Source organism: Streptomyces sp. NBC_00663 (assembly GCF_036226885.1).
Taxonomy (GTDB): domain Bacteria; phylum Actinomycetota; class Actinomycetes; order Streptomycetales; family Streptomycetaceae; genus Streptomyces.
This window is the reverse complement of sequence record NZ_CP109027.1, coordinates 8,246,137-8,262,028: the sequence shown is the minus strand read 5'-3', so window position 1 is coordinate 8,262,028 and position 15,892 is coordinate 8,246,137. Positions and strand designations below refer to the sequence as shown.

Sequence of the window (15,892 nt, the reverse complement as noted above, 5' to 3'; positions counted from 1 at the left end):
CCTGACAACCCCACCCGTATCTGGAGGCACCATGCAACGCCGCATGCGCCGCATGTCAGCGGCCGTCTCGGCCGTCGTCACCTCGCTCCTTCTGTCGCTCTCCCTGTCCGCGGCCCCCGCTCAGGCCGCGAGCCACGATCCGATCGTCTTCGTCCATGGTTTGAGCAGTGACGCCAGTAGCTGGGACGACTGGATCGCCGACTTCAAGGCCGACGGCTACACGTCCTCGCAGCTGTACGCGTTCTCGTACGACTGGTCCAAGTCGAACGTCACCACCGCGAGCCAGCTCTCCAGCTATGTGAAGACCGTGCTGTCGCAGACCGGCGCCTCGAAGGTGGACCTGGTCGTGCACTCCATGGGCGCGCTGAACTCCCGTTACTACCTGAGGAACCTGAGCGGGACGTCGTACGTGGACGACTTCGTCTCGGTGGCCGGAGTCAACCACGGCACCACGACCGCCTCCTGGTGCTCCTGGCTGTACACGTCGTGTGCCGAGATGTACACGGGCAGTTCGTTCCTGACCTCGCTCAACTCCGGTGACGAGACCCCGGGCAGCGTCTCGTACGCCAGCTACTGGTCCAACTGCGACGACGCGCTCACCCCGGACACCACCGCGATCCTGAGCGGGGCGACCAATGTCGAGGTCGGCTGCGTCTCGCACACCGACATGAACAACGACTACGGCGTGTACCAGCAGGTGCGCGGCTTCGTCGCATAACGCGCGAGCGGGAGGTGCACGGATCGCGCACCGGGGGACAATCACGGTAGGGCCCGTCCTTTCGGGAGGTCGCCATGCCGCTACGGTCCGCCGGCTCGGACAGGTTGCCGAGTGATCCCGTGCACCACCCGCTGTTCGCCCGTTACTACGCCCGCGTGAGCGTGAGCGCCGAGACCCGCTGGGGCATGGCCGGGGTACGTGACCGGCTGCTGTCCGGGCTGTCGGGGCGGGTGATCGAGATCGGCGCGGGCAACGGACTGAACTTCGGCCACTATCCGCCCACCGTCGCGGAGGTCGTGGCGATCGAACCGGAGCGCGCGCTGCGACAGTTGGCGGTCGAGTCCGCCCTGCGCTCCGAGGTGCCCGTCGATGTGGCGCCGGGCGCCGCGGAGGCGCTGCCGGTCAAGAGCGAGGCCTTCGACGCGGCCGTGGTCTCGCTGGTCCTGTGCAGCGTGCGCGATGTGCCGCGGGCTCTGGCGGAGATACGGCGGGTGCTGCGGCCCGGTGGCGTCCTGCGGTTCTTCGAGCACGGCCGGGGCGGCGGGCCGGCGATGCGGTTCACCCAGCGGGCGCTGGACCGGACGGTGTGGCCGCCGCTGGCCGGGGGCTGCCATCTGTCCCGGGAGCCGATCGCCGCGCTCCGCGAGGCGGGGTTCGAACTCGGGCCCTATCGGCGGGTGTTCATGCCGGAGAAGGGGCCCAGGACACCGGCGTCCTTCTGTGTGCTGGGCACCGCCTGGCGTCCTGCCGAGTGATCGGCCCGGTGGTCACTGGCTCCACTGCCGCAGTTCCTCCGCGATGTCGTGCACCGAGGCGTCCCCGTTCTTGACCAGCCGGGCCAGGTCGCGGACCTGCTCGGGCGAGGTGACGACCTTGAGGCCGCTCGCGACGAGGTACGCGTAGGCGACGGAGGACGCGTACAGGGCGTTGGAGCGCTCCAACGCCGGTACATGGATCAGGAGTTGGAGCAGGGCGGCGGCGCGGGCGTGCGGACTGTCGTAGACGGGCACGTCGAAGATCTCGGCCTCGTGGCGTGCGACGGCGGCGACGAGGGCGCCCCAGTCGGTGACCTGGGGGTCTCCGGGGGTCTTCTGTTCGGCGAGCATGAGGAGCCAGGCGAGGTCGATTCTCACGTTGTCGCTCAAGAGGTCAGCGACGCCCCTCGCGCTCGCCGCCGAACTCCTCGGCGAACACGTTCTCGTACTGCTTCATGAAGTCGGCGGCAGCCTCGACGAAGGTCTGCCCGACCTCCCCGGCATCCTGTTTGACCAGCTCTTCGATGTAGCGGTTGACGCTCATGCCGCGGGCCAGGGCGCGTTCGCGAGCCGCGCGGGCGGTGCCCTCGTCCACCCGTACGTTCAGCTGGGTCTTCGCCATACCTCGACGCTAGCGCCGGACCGCTAGCACCGGCAAGGGGGTCCGCCCGTGGGTGGAGATTGCCCCTTACACCGGTATCAGGGGCCCGACCTGGGGTGGAGACGGCCTTGCACTCCAGGGGGATACCGGGTGTGGGCGGGGTCACACTACGCTCGGCCGGGAGTCCGTACGTCCGAGCGAGGAGGCAGTCTTGTCCACATCTGCTGCGGAGCACGCCCCCGGCCATGCCCCGGCCGACGGGATCGCGGCCCGCGCCCGCGGACTGACCAAGGCGTACGGCTCGGGCGAGACCACGGTGCTCGCCCTCGACTCGGTGGACGTGGAGATCGCGCGCGGTCGCTTCACCGCGGTCATGGGGCCGTCCGGCTCCGGGAAGTCGACCCTGATGCACTGCCTGGCCGGGCTCGACAACGTGTCCGCCGGCCAGGTCTGGCTCGGCGACACCGAGATCACGGGCCTGAAAGAGCGCGAGCTGACGCGGCTGCGGCGGGACCGGATCGGGTTCATGTTCCAGTCGTTCAACCTGATCCCGACGCTGAACGCGGCCGAGAACATCACCCTGCCCATGGACATCGCGGGCAAGAAGCCCGACGAGAAGTGGCTGGACCAGGTCATCGACACGCTCGGGCTGCGGGACCGGCTCACGCACCGGCCCGCCCAGCTGTCCGGCGGTCAGCAGCAGCGGGTGGCGTGCGCGCGGGCGCTGGCCTCCCGGCCCGAGCTGATCTTCGCGGACGAGCCGACCGGCAACCTCGACTCGCGGGCCGGTCTGGAGGTGCTCGGCTTCCTGCGTGACGCGGTGGACGACCTCGGGCAGACCGTCGTCATGGTCACCCACGACCCGGGCGCCGCCGCCCACTCCGACCTGGTGCTCTTCCTGGGGGACGGACGGATCGTCGACGAGATGGAGCGGCCGACGGCGGAGGCGGTGCTGGAGCGGATGAAGCGGTTCGACGTGATCCGCGGCCAGGCCGAGAGTGGCCCTCCCTCCGGCGACGCGTCCTCCGACGTCTCCCCCGACGTCTCCCTCGACAAGGACTGAACCGGTGCTGAAGGCGACGCTCCGCAGCTTCCTCGCGCACAAGGGACGGCTGCTGCTGTCCGCGCTGGCCATCGTCCTGTCCGTGGCGTTCGTCGCGGGCAGCCTGATCTTCTCCGACACGGTGACCCGCACCTTCGACCGGCTCTTCGCCTCCACGTCCGCCGATGTGACGGTGGAGCCGAAGGACGACCTCGACTCCCAGGTGCCGACCGGCGAGGCCCGGACCCTGCCCGCCTCGCTGGCCGCCCAGGTCGCGAAGGTCGACGGCGTCGCCTCGGCCCACCCCGACGTGGGCGTCGAGAACATCACGGTCGTCGACAGTGACAACGAGTCGGTCGGCCCGACCACCGGCGCGCCCACCATCGCCGCCGACTGGTACGTCACCGACCGCAGCCCCGTGAAGCTGACCTCCGGCCATGCCCCGCGCGGCGCCGCCGAGGCGCTCCTTGACGCGGACACCGCCGACAAGAAGCACGTGAAGATCGGTGACACGCTGACCGTGCTGGCCCAGCCGGGCACGTTCAAGGTCAGGATCGTCGGCATCGCCACCTTCACCACGACAAACCCGGGCGCGGCCCTCGTCTTCCTCGACCCGGCCACCGCCCCGGACCAGCTGCTCGGCTCGCCGGACAAGGCGACGGGCATCTCGGTGGACGCGGCCCCCGGTGTGAGCGACGCCCAGCTCAAGAGCCGGATCGCCGCCACGCTCGACACCGGCGCCTATGACGTGAAGACCGCCGACGAGCAGGCCGACTCCGCCGCGGAGGATCTCGGCGGGTTCCTGGACGTCATCAAGTACGTGATGCTCGGCTTCGCCGGGATCGCGGTGCTGGTCGGCATCTTCCTGATCGTCAACACCTTCTCGATGCTGATCGCCCAGCGCACCCGGGAGTTGGGCCTCCTCAGGGCCCTCGGTGCCGACCGTCGGCAGGTGCGCCGGTCGGTGCTGACCGAGGCGATCCTGCTCGGCCTGGTCGGCTCGACGCTGGGCCTGGCGGCGGGCATCGGGCTCGCGGCCGGCCTCATCAAGCTGATGGGTGTCTTCGGGATGAACCTCAAGACCACGGAGATGGTGGTCGGTTGGGGAACTCCCGTGGCGGCGTACGTCGTCGGGGTCGGCGTCACCTTCGTGGCGGCGTATCTACCGGCGCGGCGGGCGGCGGGCGTCTCCCCGATGGCCGCGCTCGCGGACGCGGAGATCGCGGGCATCGGCAAGCCGCTCAGGACGCGGGCGGTCGTGGGCTCGATCGTCGGAGCGCTCGGCGCGGCGGCCCTGGTGGGCTGTGCGACGGCGACGAAGACGTCCTCGTCGGCCTCCCTGCTGGGGCTCGGTGTCGTCCTCACGCTCATCGCGACGGTGATCGCGGGCCCGCTGCTGGTCCGCCCGGTGATCCGGGTGCTGGGCGGGGCCTTCCCGGCGCTGTTCGGCTCGATCGGCCGCATGAGCCAGCGCAACGCCCTGCGCAATCCCCGTCGTACGGGCGCCACCGCGGCGGCCCTGATGGTGGGCCTCGCACTGGTCGGTGGCATGTCGGTGGCGAGCGCGTCGATGTCCAAGTCCTTCGACCAGCAGATCGACAAGACGCTGGGCGCCGACTTCGTCGTCCAGAACACCAACTTCGTGCCGTTCTCGCAGACCGTCACGGACGCCGTGCGCGACACCGAGGGCGTCGGACTCGTCGTACGGCAGCGGTTCGCGCCGCTCGCGGTGCGGCTGCCGGACGGCAAGCGCGTCGAGACGACCGCCGCGGGCTACGACGACAAGGTGGACGACGTCGCCCATGTCACGTACGCGGACGGGGACTCGGCGGCGGCGCTGGCGCCCGGCAGCATGGGCATGGACGTGGACTTCGCCAAGGACCACGGCGTGCGGATCGGCGACACGGTCCCCGTCGAGTTCCCGGGCGGGCAGCGCGCGGAGATGAAGGTCGCCGCCCTCACCGACCAGGACGGCTCGGACGGCTTCGGTATGCAGGGCGGGCTGTTCTTCGGTATCGCCACGGCCGAGAAGTACGTGCCGGGCGGCCAGGACTCCGCGCTCTACGTCAACGCCGCCTCCGGCACCGACGCCGACCAGCTGCGGGCCCGGCTGGACAAGTCCCTCGACCCCTATCCGCAGGTCCAGGTCCGTGACCTGGCCGACTACAAGAAGCTGGTCCACGACCAGATCGCCGTGCTGCTCTACCTGGTGTACGCGCTGCTCGGCCTCGCGATCGTCATCGCGGTGCTCGGCGTGGTCAACACCCTTGCCCTGTCGGTGGTGGAGCGCACCCGGGAGATCGGACTGCTGCGCGCGATCGGGCTCGCCCGCCGCCAGCTGCGCCGGATGATCCGCCTGGAGTCGGTGGTGATCGCCGTCTTCGGCGCGGTCCTGGGACTCGCGCTGGGCCTGGTGTGGGGGGTGTGCGTCCAGCAGGTGCTGGAGTTGCAGGGCATGAACGCGCTCGCGATCCCGTGGACGACGATCGTCGCGGTGGTGGTCGGATCGGCGGTCGTGGGCATCGTGGCGGCGCTGCTGCCCGCGTTGCGTGCATCCCGCATGAATGTTCTGGCGGCCATCGCGCACGAGTGATGGAATCGGCGTGACCTCAAGTCGTCGGTGTCCGAGGAGAGTTCATGCCGCGTCCGTTCCGCTTCGGCGTCAGCCTGATCGACCCCGCGCCCGCCGGGGAGTGGCGTGCCAAGTGCCGCCGGGCCGAGGAGATCGGGTACGACGTGATCCTCGTCCCCGACCACCTGGGCATGCCCGCGCCCTTCCCGGCGCTGGTCGCGGCGGGCGCGGCGACGGAGCGGCCACGGCTGGGCACGTTCGTGCTCAACGCGGGTTTCTGGAACCCGGCGTTGCTCGCCCGCGAGGTGGCAACGACGCACGCGCTGACGGACGGACGCCTCGAACTGGGCCTGGGCACCGGGTACGTACAGGCGGAGCACGACCGGGCCGGGCTGCCCTTCGGGACGCCACGCGCGCGGGTGGACCATCTACGGCACACGGTCGAGGAGTTGGGGCAGCTCGTCGATGCGAAGGTGCCGCTGCTGCTCGGCGGCAACGGTGAACGGATGCTGCGGCTCACCGCCGAGCACGCGGACATCGCCGCGTTCACGGGCGCGTATCTGGTCCCGGGGAACACGGACGGCAAGCTGGTGCCGACGACCCTCGCGGAGTTCGACACGCGGTTCGCCCGGTACCGAGAGCTGGCGGCGGGCCGCGCGGAACCGGCGGAACTGAATCTGCTCATCCAGATGGTGGTCGTCACGGACGATCCCGAGGCCGCGGTACGACCGCTCGTCGGCCGGGTTCCGGGCTTCACCGTGGAGCAGGCGCTGGAACTGCCCATCCTGCTGGTCGGCAATCAGGCGGAGGTCACCGCGAAGGTGCTCGCGCTGCGTGAGACGTACGGCTTCAGCTATCTGACCGTGCTGGAGCCGCACATGGAGGCGTTCGCGCCGGTCGTCGCGGAGCTGGGCGGCAAGTGACCGCCGCCGCTGTCCGGATGCTGGAATTCCGGGTCTCGTCGCGGGGTACGTGATGGGATCGCCGCATGACCGATCTGCGCATCAGGGCCGCCGCGCCCGAGGACCTCGACAGTGTGCTGGCCTTCTGGAAGACGGCCGCCGAGGGCACGAGCATCAGCGACGACCGGGAGGGCGTCGAGCGGCTCGTCGCCCGCGATCCCGAGGCGCTGATCCTGGCCGAGCGGGGCGGTGAGCTGGTCGGCACGGTGATCGCGGGCTTCGACGGCTGGCGCTGCCATCTGTACCGGCTCGCGGTGCACCCGGAGCGCCGTCGCCAGGGCATCGGCTCGGCGCTGCTCGCCGCGGCGGAGGAGCGGTTCGTCCAGCTCGGCGGCCGTCGTGGGGACGCGATGGTGCTGGTGCGCAACGAGACGGGGCAGGCGGCGTGGCGGGCCGCCGGGTACGCGCCGGAGGAGAAGTGGCGGCGCTGGGTGAAGCACCTCGCGGTCTGAGGGACTCGCGGTCACACGCCCCACGGTTCAGGCGGCTTTACTTTTCCTTTGCCGTGGATGGGTCACCCGACCTCCCGGTGAAAGGTGTGGGCTGCCACGCCCTGTCCGATCATGGGACGGAGGTGACCCGATGACCGAAGTGCTCCTGCTGCTCGTGGCGATCCTGCTCTCCGTGGCCTGCGGTGCCTTCGTGGCCGCGGAGTTCTCGCTGACCACGGTCGAGCGAGGGGCCCTGGAGCGGGCCGTGGAGCGGGGCGAGCGGGGCGCGTCGGGCGCCCTGAAGGCCGTACGGAATCTGACCTTCCAGCTCTCCGGGGCGCAGCTCGGCATCACCGTGACCAACCTGGTCGTCGGCATGCTCGCCGAGCCGTCGATCGCCAAGCTGATCGCCGGCCCCCTGGAGTCGCTCGGGATCTCCGACTCGACGGCCTCCTCGCTCGCGCTGGTGCTGGGTACGGCGCTGTCGACGGTGTTCCTGATGGTCGTGGGCGAGCTGGTGCCGAAGAACTGGGCGATCTCCTCGCCGCTGGCCGTGGTCAAGCGGGTGGGGAACGCGCAACGGTGGTTCAGCGCCGCGTTCCGGCCCTTCATCACGCATCTCAACAACACCGCGAACCGTGTCGTGCGCCGCCTCGGCGTGGAGCCCACCGAGGAGCTGGCCGCCGCGCGCGGACCACAGGAGCTGGCGGCGCTGGCCCGGTACTCCGCCAAGGAGGGGGCGCTGGAGGCCGACACCGCCGAACTCTTCGTACGGACCCTGAATCTCGCGGATCTCACCGCGGAGAACGTCATGACACCGCGGGTGCAGGTCATCGCGCTGGATGTGCAGGCGACCTGCGAGGACGTCGCGAACGCCACGCGCGCGACCGGCCTGTCCCGTTTCCCGGTCTACCGCGGCAACCTCGACTCGGTCGTGGGCACCGCGCACATCAAGGACGTCCTGACAGTCCCGGCCGAGCGCCGGACCCGGGTACCCGTCTCCGAACTGATGCGCGAGCCGCTGCTCGTCCCGGAGTCGCTCACCGTGGACCGGCTGCTGGACCGGCTGTCCGGGAAACGCACGATGGCCGTGGTCATCGACGAGTACGGCGGCACGGCCGGGGTGGCGACGCTGGAGGACATCGTCGAGGAGGTCGTGGGCGAGGTCCGCGACGAGCACGACCCGCACGAGACGCCCGACCTGGCCCCGGCCGGGAGCGACGACGAGGGCCGCACGCTGTACTCGGCCGACGGCTCGGCCCGCGTCGACCAGCTCGCGCGCGTCGGGCTGCGGACGCCCGAGGGGCCGTACGAGACGCTGGCGGGGCTCGTGGCGAGCGAGCTCGGCCGGATCCCCGTCGTCGGCGACACGGTCGAGGTCACCGGCTGGCGGCTGGACGTCGTGGACGCCTCGGGGCGCCGGGCGGCGCGGGTGCTGCTGCGCGCACCGCTCGACGTGTCCGACGAAGGGGCCGAGGCATGACCGCCGTCCAGCTGCTGATCGGCTTCGCGACCCTCGTGGTCAACGCCTTCTTCGTGGGCGCCGAGTTCGCGCTGATCTCCGTGCGCCGCAGCCAGATCGAGCCGTATGCCGAGGAGGGCGACCGGCGCGCCAAGAGCGTGCTGTGGGGCCTGCGGCACGTGTCGGCGCTGATGGCGGCCGCCCAGCTCGGGATCACCCTGTGCACCCTGGTCCTCGGTGTCGTCGCCGAGCCGGCGATCGCGCATCTGCTGGAGCCGGTGTTCCACGCGCTGGGCGTGCCGAAGGGCGCCGGGCACGCGGTGTCCTTCGTGATCGCGCTGACCGCGGCGACCTATCTGCACATGCTGCTCGGCGAGATGGTGCCGAAGAACATCGCGCTGGCGGAACCGGTACGCAGCGCGCTCGTCCTCGGCCCGCCCCTGGTCACCCTGTCCCGTGCGCTGCGGCCGGTGATCTTCACGGTCAACGCCTTCGCGAACGGTCTGCTGCGGCTGCTGCGGGTCGAGACCAAGGACGAGGTCACGGCGACCTTCTCGGACGCGGAACTGGCCCGCCTGGTGAAGGACTCCGACGAGGCGGGACTGATCGACGACCGCACCCGGGAGCGGCTGCACGACGCGCTGGAACTGGGCCGCCGCCCGGTGGGCGAGGTCGTGCTCCCGCTCGAACGCGTCGTCTACGCGCGCGTGGGCGTCACTCCGGAGGAGCTGGAGGGGCTGTCGGCCGAGTCCGGGTTCTCGCGGTTCCCGGTGGTCGACGAGACGCGCAGGATCGTCGGCTATCTGCATGTCAAGGACGCCTTGGACGCCTCGCCGCGGGACGTGCCGTTCCTGGTGCGCGACATGCGGCCCATCGCGCGCGTGCGGGAGAGCACGCCGCTGGACGACGTGCTGACGGCCATGCGGGGCGGACGGACGCATCTGGCGGCGGCGGTCGGGGACGACGGGCGGCTGGCGGGGCTGGTGACGATGGAGGACGTGCTGCGGCGGCTGTTCGGGCAGCGGACCTGAGGGCCGCGGTCGCGCACAGGGCGACCGACCGTCGGGTATGTGCACGGGCTACCATTTCTTCCGCCATGCAGAAGAACCCCACACACACCAGCCTGGTCGCGGTCGGCGACTCCTTCACCGAGGGCATGTCGGACCTGCTGCCGGACGGCTCCTACCGCGGCTGGGCCGATGTCCTGGCCGGCCGGATGGCCGCCCGCACTCCCGGTTTCCGCTACGCGAACCTCGCGGTGCGCGGCAAGCTGATCAAGCAGATCGTCGATGAGCAGGTCGACGTGGCGGCGGCCATGCAGCCGGACGTGATCACGCTGGTGGGCGGACTGAACGACACCCTGCGACCCAAGTGCGACATGGTCCGGGTACGGGATCTGCTCACCGAGGCCGTGGAACGGCTCGCCCCGTCCTGCAAGCAGCTGGTGCTGATGCGCAGCCCCGGCCGCCAGGGTCCGGTCCTGGAGCGGTTCCGGCCGCGCATGGAGGAGCTGTTCGTCTGCGTCGACGAGCTGGCGGAGCGGCACGGCGCCCTGGTCGTCGACCTGTACGGGGCGCCGTCGCTGAGCGACCCCCGCCTCTGGGACGTGGACCGGCTGCACCTGTCGCCCGAGGGGCACCGCCGGGTCGCGGAGGCGGTGTGGCAGACACTCGGCTACGACCCCGAGGACACCGAGTGGCGTACCCCGCTGCCGACGACGCTGCCGCCCGGGTGGGCCGCCCGCCGGGTCGCAGACGCCCGCTTCGCGAGGCAGCACCTGATCCCCTGGATCGGGCGTCGGCTGACGGGCCGGTCGTCCGGGGACGGGCTGCCGCCGAAGCGGCCCGATCTGCTGCCGTACGAGGGGCCCCTGGCGTAGTCGCAGGTCGCCGGCGATGACCGGCCGTGACGCGGGTCTCCGTGACGTGGGTCTCGTAGTTTCCGACGAACGGACCCATGGCGCTGGCCTGCACAAACCGCCAGTAGAATCTGGACACGTGACTTCTGCGCCCGCCAAGCCCCGCATCCCGAACGTCCTCGCCGGACGCTACGCCTCCGCCGAGCTCGCCACGCTCTGGTCGCCCGAGCAGAAGGTGAAGCTCGAGCGGCAGCTCTGGCTCGCCGTGCTGCGGGCCCAGAAGGACCTCGGCATCGAGGTCCCGGACGCGGCGATCGCCGACTACGAGCGTGTCCTCGACACCGTCGACCTGGCCTCCATCGCCGAGCGCGAGAAGGTCACGCGGCACGACGTGAAGGCGCGGATCGAGGAGTTCAACGACCTCGCCGGGCACGAGCACGTCCACAAGGGCATGACCTCGCGCGACCTCACCGAGAACGTCGAGCAGCTCCAGATCCGGCTCTCCCTGGAGCTGGTGCGCGACCGTACGGTGGCCGTGCTGGCGCGGCTCGGCAAGCTGGCCGGCGAGTACGCCGAGCTGGTCATGGCCGGCCGCTCCCACAACGTGGCCGCGCAGGCCACGACGCTGGGCAAGCGGTTCGCGACCGCCGCCGACGAACTGCTCGTGGCGTACGGCCGCGTCGAGGAGCTGCTCGGCCGCTACCCGCTGCGCGGCATCAAGGGCCCGGTCGGCACCGCGCAGGACATGCTCGACCTGCTCGGCGGCGACGCGGCGAAGCTGGCCGACCTGGAGAACCGGATCGCGCGGCACCTCGGCTTCTCTCAGGCGTTCACGTCGGTCGGCCAGGTCTACCCGCGCTCGCTGGACTACGAGGTCGTCACCGCGCTGGTGCAGCTGGCGGCGGCGCCGTCCTCGCTGGCGAAGACCATCCGTCTGATGGCCGGGCACGAGCTGGTGACCGAGGGCTTCAAGCCGGGCCAGGTGGGCTCCTCGGCGATGCCGCACAAGATGAACACGCGGTCCTGCGAGCGCGTCAACGGCCTGATGGTCATCCTGCGCGGTTACGCCTCGATGACCGGCGAGCTGGCGGGCGACCAGTGGAACGAGGGCGACGTGTCCTGCTCGGTGGTGCGCCGCGTCGCGCTGCCGGACGCGTTCTTCGCGCTGGACGGTCTGCTGGAGACGTTCCTGACCGTGCTCGACGAGTTCGGTGCCTTCCCGGCGGTCGTGGCCCGTGAGCTGGACCGCTACCTGCCGTTCCTCGCCACCACCAAGGTGCTGATGGGCGCGGTCCGGGCGGGCGTCGGTCGTGAGGTCGCGCACGAGGCCATCAAGGAGAACGCCGTGGCCTCCGCGCTCGCGATGCGTGAGCAGGGTGCCGAGCGCAACGAGCTCCTCGACAAGCTGGCCGCCGACGAGCGCATCCCGCTCGACCGGGCCCAGCTCGACGCGCTGATGGCCGACAAGCTGTCCTTCACGGGCGCCGCGGCCGACCAGGTCGGTGTGGTCGTCGGCCGGATCGAGGAGATCGCGAAGCAGCACCCGGAGGCCGCCGGTTACACCCCCGGAGCCATCCTCTGACGCGCTTCACCGCCGCCGAGCTGGAGGCCGCCCGCGACCGTCTGGTACCGGATGTCGTCGCGGACGGTCTCCGCGTGCTGTTCTGCGGGATCAACCCCGGTCTGATGACCGCCGCTACGGGTCATCACTTCGCCCGTCCGGGCAACCGCTTCTGGCCGGTGCTGCATCTGTCGGGTTTCACGCCGAGGCTCATGAAGCCCGACGAGCAGCGGGAGTTGCTGTCGTACGGGCTCGGCATCACCAACGTCGTGGCGCGGGCGACCGCGCGGGCGGACGAGCTGAGCGCGGAGGAGTACCGCGAAGGCGGGCGGCAACTGGCGCTGAAGGTGGCCCGGTTGCGGCCGCGGTGGCTGGCTGTCGTGGGGGTCACCGCGTATCGGGCGGCCTTCGACGACAAGAAGGCCCAGGTGGGTCCGCAGGAGCGGACGATCGGGGACACGCGCGTGTGGGTGCTGCCGAATCCGAGCGGGCTGAACGCCCATTGGACGGCGGCGACGATGGCGGAGGAGTTCGCGCGGCTGCGACGGGCGGCCGAGGAGACCTGACGGGTCACGGCGGGGCGCTCCGCGTGACGCCGACCCACAGCTGCGGCCGGCTCTCCTCGTCCCGGTCGGCCACCGCCACGGTGACCCGACGGCCGCCGCCGGACACGATCCACGTCCGCACGTCGATGGCCAGGGCGGTGAGCATCGCCCAGGGTTCGGGTATGACCTCACCCCGCGCGATGCGCTCCTCCAGGGTCACGGTCCCCCACCGGTCCGACTCCCCCCATCGCTCGGTCAGCCGCTCCACGAGCGCCGCCTCGTAGGCGTAGCAGTCGCTCGCGTCCGGCCAGTCCCCCGGCCCTAACCACGCGGTGTGGTAGGGATCGTGCTCCGCGGGGAAGTCCCGGGCGCACAGCTGGTCGATCAGGGCGAGGTCCTTCGCGATGTCCATGTGATCCAGTAAACCGGGTACCACTGACAACTGGCGTGCCGTCAGGCGTCCCTGCGCCGCACGCTCCAGGCGCCCGCGGCAACAACCGCAGCGGTCCACAGTGCCGTCACCGCGAGGCCGGACCACGGCCCGAGCGGTCCGTCGTGCGTCTCGTAGAGGACGATCTGTCCCGCCCGGTCGGGCAGGTAGTCGGTGGGGCCGCCGGGCACGTCCCCGATCACGAACGACACGACCAGGATGAACGGGATCATCAGGGACAGTGCGCCCACTCCGCTGCGCAGCAGCGCCGTGAGGCCCGCCGCGAACAGCGCCATCAGCATGAGGTAGATCCCACAGCCCACGACGCCGCGCGCCTGCTCGCCGAAGCCGAGCCCGCTCGCCGCGTCACCGAGGCCCGCGCGGGCGACGCCGAGGGCGGCGAAGGCGGTGACCAGGCCAACCACCAGGGCCGGTACGGCGATGGCGGTGAGCTTGGCCGCGAACCATCGCCCGCGCTGCGGCACCGCGGCGAGCGAGAGCCGGAGTCCACCCCCGTGGAACTCCGAGGACACCGCCAGGGCGCCGAAGGAGATCGCCGCGATCTGGCCCGGCATCACCCCGGACAACGCCATGTACAGCGGGTCGAACTCGGGGTCGGACGTCTCGGAGGCCCCGGCGATCGCGGAGAACGCCGTGGTCGCCGCGAACAGCGCCAGCAGCGCCCCGAGCAGCGAACGCAGGGTGCGGATCTTCAGCCACTCGGCGTGAAGGACGGGTGCGAACGGCATCTCAGGCCTCCTGCGGCTGTGCGGTGAACTCGGTCTCGGTGGCGGTGAGGTCCAGATACGCCTGCTCCAAGGTGGCCTCCTCCGCGGCCAGTTCGAGGAGAGGGACGCCCGCCGCGGAGACGAGGCGCCCGATGTCGTCCACGCGCGCGTGCCGCACACTCCAGTGGCCGTCCTGGTGTTCGGCGGCGTCGTGCCCGTGGTCGGCGAGGACCGTCCTGAGGGCGGCGGGGTCCGTGGTGCGGATCCGTACGCTCGGCCGCACGCGTGCGTGGATGAACTCCCGCATCGGGGTGTCCGCGAGGAGCCTTCCGCGGCCCAGCACCACGAGGTGGTCGGCGAAGGACGCGGTCTCGTTCATGAGGTGGCTGGAGACCAGGACCGTGCGCCCCTCCCCCGCGAGCCGGCGCAGCAACGCGCGGATCCAGATGATGCCTTCGGGGTCGAGTCCGTTGGACGGCTCGTCGAGCATGACCACCTCGGGGTCGCCGAGCAGGGCGGCCGCGATGCCGAGCCGCTGGCGCATGCCCAGGGAGTACGTCCGCACCCGGCGCCGGGCCACCGCGGCGAGCCCGGTCTCCTCCAGCACCTCGTCCACGCGGCGGTCCGGAACACGGTTGCTCGCGGCCAGGGTGCGCAGATGGTCGCGTCCGGTACGTGAGCCGTGGGCGGCCTGCGCGTCGAGCAGGGCACCCACATGTCGCAGGGGCTCCTGGAGCGTGGCGTAGGCACGGCCGCCGATCGTGGCGGTGCCGGAGGTCGGGCGGTCGAGGCCGAGCACGAGCCGCATGGTGGTGGACTTTCCGGCACCGTTGGGGCCGAGGAAGCCGGTGACGCGGCCGGGGAGGACGGTGAAGGTGAGGTCGTCCACGGCTCGCCGGGTGCCGTACTCCTTGGTGAGGGCCTGGACTTCGATGCTGGTCATGGCAGCAGCCTGGCCGTCGCGGGCGGGTCCGGGCCTCCCCCGCGAGTGGAGATCGTCTCCCCCGTGCGGGGGAGGCTCACTGTCGGTGGGGGCTGGCACGATGACCAAATGGTCCGCCTGCTGCGCCCGTTCGGACGGGCGGTGACGTACACACGATTGCTGCATCTGTTCATCGCGATCGTGTGGCCGGCCATGTGGCTGTTCATCGAGGAGGCGTGGTGGACCTGGGTGGTGGCGGGCGCGGTGCTCGCCCCCGTCGGGCTGGTGCCCGCCATGCGGACCGTGGAGGGGCTCCAGGCAAGGCTGTTGCTGACCGGTCACCGGCACGACAGCGGGAGCACCGAGATCGTCGCCGTGCCGTCCGTGTCCTGGAGCGACCGGGGGCGGGTGGTGCTCTGGCTGGAGGCGCGGCTGCTGCTCGGCTGCGCGACCTCGATGTTCGTCGCCCAACTCCTCATCGGGTCCGTGGACCTGGCGCTGTCCCCGTTCGGCGGCGGCGCCGACGAGGGCGTGCTGTTCCTGCCCGACGGCCACCGCTGGTGGCACGCCTTGCTGGTGCTCCCGGCGCTGGTGGTCCTCGCGGCCACGGTGGTCGCCTCGGGGCACCTGATCACCGCCCTCGCCCGCCGCCTCCTCGGCCCCTCCCCCGCCGACCGGCTCGCCGCAATGGAGGAGCGCACCGAGCAGTTGCTGGAACGCACGCGGATCGCCCGCGAACTGCACGACTCGATCGGCCACGCCCTGACCGTCGCCGTGGTCCAGGCGGGCGCCGCGCGCGCGGCGGGCGACCCCGCCTTCACCGAGCGCGCCCTGGACGCCATCGAGGAGACCGGCCGGGCCGCCCTGGAGGACCTGGAGCGCGTCCTCGGCGTCCTGCGCGAGTCGCAGCGCCCGGTCAGCTCCCGGCCCACGCTCACCGACGCCGGCCGGCTGCTGGAGTCCGCGCGGGCCTCGGGCGCGAAGGTCGACGTCGACATGACCGGCCCCCTCGACACGGTCCCCGGGCCGGTCTCCCGCGAGGGCTACCGCATCCTCCAGGAGGCTCTGACCAATGTGCTCCGGCACGCGGGAGCCGTGCCCGTCCGGGTCCGTATCTCGGTCGACGGCGGCGCGCTCGCCCTGGAGGTCCGCAATCCGCTCACCGCCGACATAGCGGGCCCCGGCCGGGGCAGCGGGCTGCGCGGGATCCGTGAGCGCGCGGCGCTGCTGGGCGGCCGGGCACACACCGGGCCGGACCGGGGTGACTGGCAGGTGCATGCGGAGCTGCCGCTGCGCTGATCTAGG

At 71.4% G+C, this 15,892-nt stretch carries 17 protein-coding genes; 12 read left to right on the top strand and 5 right to left on the bottom strand.

Annotated elements, in window-relative coordinates; all coding sequences use genetic code 11:
- The first annotated feature begins 31 nt into the window (after positions 1–31).
- Both OG866_RS37505 and OG866_RS37500 read left to right on the top strand, forming a co-directional pair.
- A complete protein-coding gene (locus OG866_RS37505) occupies positions 32–718 on the top strand; it encodes an esterase/lipase family protein (protein WP_329341733.1) in 687 nt (228 codons plus the stop codon).
- 74 nt (positions 719–792) lie between these two features.
- Complete coding sequence (locus OG866_RS37500; RefSeq protein WP_329341731.1) at positions 793–1,473, top strand: class I SAM-dependent methyltransferase; 681 nt, start codon at positions 793–795, stop codon at positions 1,471–1,473.
- 12 nt (positions 1,474–1,485) lie between these two features.
- Here the strand turns inward: OG866_RS37500 and OG866_RS37495 are convergent, their stop codons facing one another.
- Entirely contained in the window at positions 1,486–1,824 is a 339-nt protein-coding gene (locus OG866_RS37495; RefSeq protein WP_329344471.1) for a fic family toxin-antitoxin system, toxin component, read from the bottom strand.
- Positions 1,825–1,867: 43 nt separating this feature from the next.
- The gene (locus OG866_RS37490) at positions 1,868–2,095 is read right to left on the bottom strand and encodes an antitoxin (protein WP_329341729.1); all 228 of its coding nucleotides are present in this window, start codon (positions 2,093–2,095) and stop codon (positions 1,868–1,870) included.
- Positions 2,096–2,285: 190 nt separating this feature from the next.
- On the opposite strand from OG866_RS37490, the gene OG866_RS37485 reads away from it, so the two are divergent.
- The 9 genes from OG866_RS37485 to mug all read left to right on the top strand — a co-directional run bounded on the left by OG866_RS37485 (position 2,286) and on the right by mug (position 12,528).
- Positions 2,286–3,137 carry an ABC transporter ATP-binding protein gene (locus OG866_RS37485; protein ID WP_329341728.1) on the top strand — a complete coding sequence of 284 codons (852 nt, stop codon included), beginning with the start codon at positions 2,286–2,288 and terminating at the stop codon, positions 3,135–3,137.
- A 4-nt stretch (positions 3,138–3,141) separates the two neighbouring features.
- Positions 3,142–5,709: an ABC transporter permease gene (locus tag OG866_RS37480; protein WP_329341727.1), complete on the top strand. Its 2,568-nt coding sequence runs from the start codon at positions 3,142–3,144 to the stop codon at positions 5,707–5,709.
- Positions 5,710–5,753: 44 nt separating this feature from the next.
- Positions 5,754–6,611 (top strand): LLM class F420-dependent oxidoreductase, encoded by an 858-nt coding sequence (locus OG866_RS37475; protein ID WP_329341726.1) that lies wholly within the window; start codon positions 5,754–5,756, stop codon positions 6,609–6,611.
- Positions 6,612–6,676: 65 nt separating this feature from the next.
- Complete coding sequence (locus OG866_RS37470; protein WP_329341725.1) at positions 6,677–7,102, top strand: GNAT family N-acetyltransferase; 426 nt, start codon at positions 6,677–6,679, stop codon at positions 7,100–7,102.
- Between the two features lie 130 nt (positions 7,103–7,232).
- Positions 7,233–8,564, top strand: coding sequence for a hemolysin family protein (locus tag OG866_RS37465; protein WP_329341724.1), 1,332 nt, complete (start codon positions 7,233–7,235; stop codon positions 8,562–8,564).
- Positions 8,561–9,574: a hemolysin family protein gene (locus OG866_RS37460; RefSeq protein ID WP_329341722.1), complete on the top strand. Its 1,014-nt coding sequence runs from the start codon at positions 8,561–8,563 to the stop codon at positions 9,572–9,574. The genes OG866_RS37465 and OG866_RS37460 overlap by 4 nt, the downstream gene beginning before the upstream one ends.
- 65 nt (positions 9,575–9,639) lie before the next feature.
- Entirely contained in the window at positions 9,640–10,422 is a 783-nt protein-coding gene (locus tag OG866_RS37455) for an SGNH/GDSL hydrolase family protein (RefSeq protein ID WP_329341721.1), read from the top strand.
- A gap of 118 nt (positions 10,423–10,540) precedes the next feature.
- Positions 10,541–11,983: an adenylosuccinate lyase gene (purB, locus tag OG866_RS37450; RefSeq protein WP_329341720.1), complete on the top strand. Its 1,443-nt coding sequence runs from the start codon at positions 10,541–10,543 to the stop codon at positions 11,981–11,983.
- The gene (gene mug / locus OG866_RS37445; RefSeq protein ID WP_329344469.1) at positions 11,980–12,528 is read left to right on the top strand and encodes a G/U mismatch-specific DNA glycosylase; all 549 of its coding nucleotides are present in this window, start codon (positions 11,980–11,982) and stop codon (positions 12,526–12,528) included. Before purB ends, mug begins: the two co-directional genes overlap by 4 nt.
- Positions 12,529–12,532: 4 nt before the next feature.
- On the opposite strand, the gene OG866_RS37440 is transcribed toward mug, so the two are convergent.
- Genes OG866_RS37440 through OG866_RS37430 form a run of 3 tightly spaced genes read right to left on the bottom strand, consistent with a single transcriptional unit; the run spans position 12,533 to position 14,608 of the window.
- Positions 12,533–12,919 carry a hypothetical protein gene (locus OG866_RS37440; RefSeq protein WP_329341719.1) on the bottom strand — a complete coding sequence of 129 codons (387 nt, stop codon included), beginning with the start codon at positions 12,917–12,919 and terminating at the stop codon, positions 12,533–12,535.
- Between the two features lie 41 nt (positions 12,920–12,960).
- Complete coding sequence (locus OG866_RS37435; RefSeq protein ID WP_329341718.1) at positions 12,961–13,686, bottom strand: ABC transporter permease; 726 nt, start codon at positions 13,684–13,686, stop codon at positions 12,961–12,963.
- A 1-nt stretch (position 13,687) separates the two neighbouring features.
- Complete coding sequence (locus tag OG866_RS37430; protein ID WP_329341717.1) at positions 13,688–14,608, bottom strand: ABC transporter ATP-binding protein; 921 nt, start codon at positions 14,606–14,608, stop codon at positions 13,688–13,690.
- 108 nt (positions 14,609–14,716) lie between these two features.
- Between OG866_RS37430 and OG866_RS37425 the strand changes: the two genes are divergently transcribed.
- Positions 14,717–15,886, top strand: coding sequence for a sensor histidine kinase (locus OG866_RS37425; protein ID WP_329341716.1), 1,170 nt, complete (start codon positions 14,717–14,719; stop codon positions 15,884–15,886).
- Positions 15,887–15,892: the final 6 nt, after the last annotated feature.

Excerpts from the sequence above, each read along its gene's own strand:
- OG866_RS37500 (WP_329341731.1), top strand. The coding sequence starts at position 793 with ATGCCGCTACGGTCCGCCGGCTCGGACAGGTTGCCGAGTGATCCCGTG.
- OG866_RS37455 (WP_329341721.1), top strand. The coding sequence starts at position 9,640 with ATGCAGAAGAACCCCACACACACCAGCCTGGTCGCGGTCGGCGACTCC.
- OG866_RS37465 (WP_329341724.1), top strand. The coding sequence starts at position 7,233 with ATGACCGAAGTGCTCCTGCTGCTCGTGGCGATCCTGCTCTCCGTGGCC.
- OG866_RS37475 (WP_329341726.1), top strand. The coding sequence starts at position 5,754 with ATGCCGCGTCCGTTCCGCTTCGGCGTCAGCCTGATCGACCCCGCGCCC.
- OG866_RS37490 (WP_329341729.1), bottom strand. The coding sequence starts at position 2,095 with ATGGCGAAGACCCAGCTGAACGTACGGGTGGACGAGGGCACCGCCCGC.
- OG866_RS37440 (WP_329341719.1), bottom strand. The coding sequence starts at position 12,919 with ATGGACATCGCGAAGGACCTCGCCCTGATCGACCAGCTGTGCGCCCGG.
- OG866_RS37425 (WP_329341716.1), top strand. The coding sequence starts at position 14,717 with ATGGTCCGCCTGCTGCGCCCGTTCGGACGGGCGGTGACGTACACACGA.
- OG866_RS37430 (WP_329341717.1), bottom strand. The coding sequence starts at position 14,608 with ATGACCAGCATCGAAGTCCAGGCCCTCACCAAGGAGTACGGCACCCGG.
- OG866_RS37435 (WP_329341718.1), bottom strand. The coding sequence starts at position 13,686 with ATGCCGTTCGCACCCGTCCTTCACGCCGAGTGGCTGAAGATCCGCACC.
- OG866_RS37460 (WP_329341722.1), top strand. The coding sequence starts at position 8,561 with ATGACCGCCGTCCAGCTGCTGATCGGCTTCGCGACCCTCGTGGTCAAC.
- OG866_RS37495 (WP_329344471.1), bottom strand. The coding sequence starts at position 1,824 with ATGCTCGCCGAACAGAAGACCCCCGGAGACCCCCAGGTCACCGACTGG.
- OG866_RS37470 (WP_329341725.1), top strand. The coding sequence starts at position 6,677 with ATGACCGATCTGCGCATCAGGGCCGCCGCGCCCGAGGACCTCGACAGT.
- OG866_RS37505 (WP_329341733.1), top strand. The coding sequence starts at position 32 with ATGCAACGCCGCATGCGCCGCATGTCAGCGGCCGTCTCGGCCGTCGTC.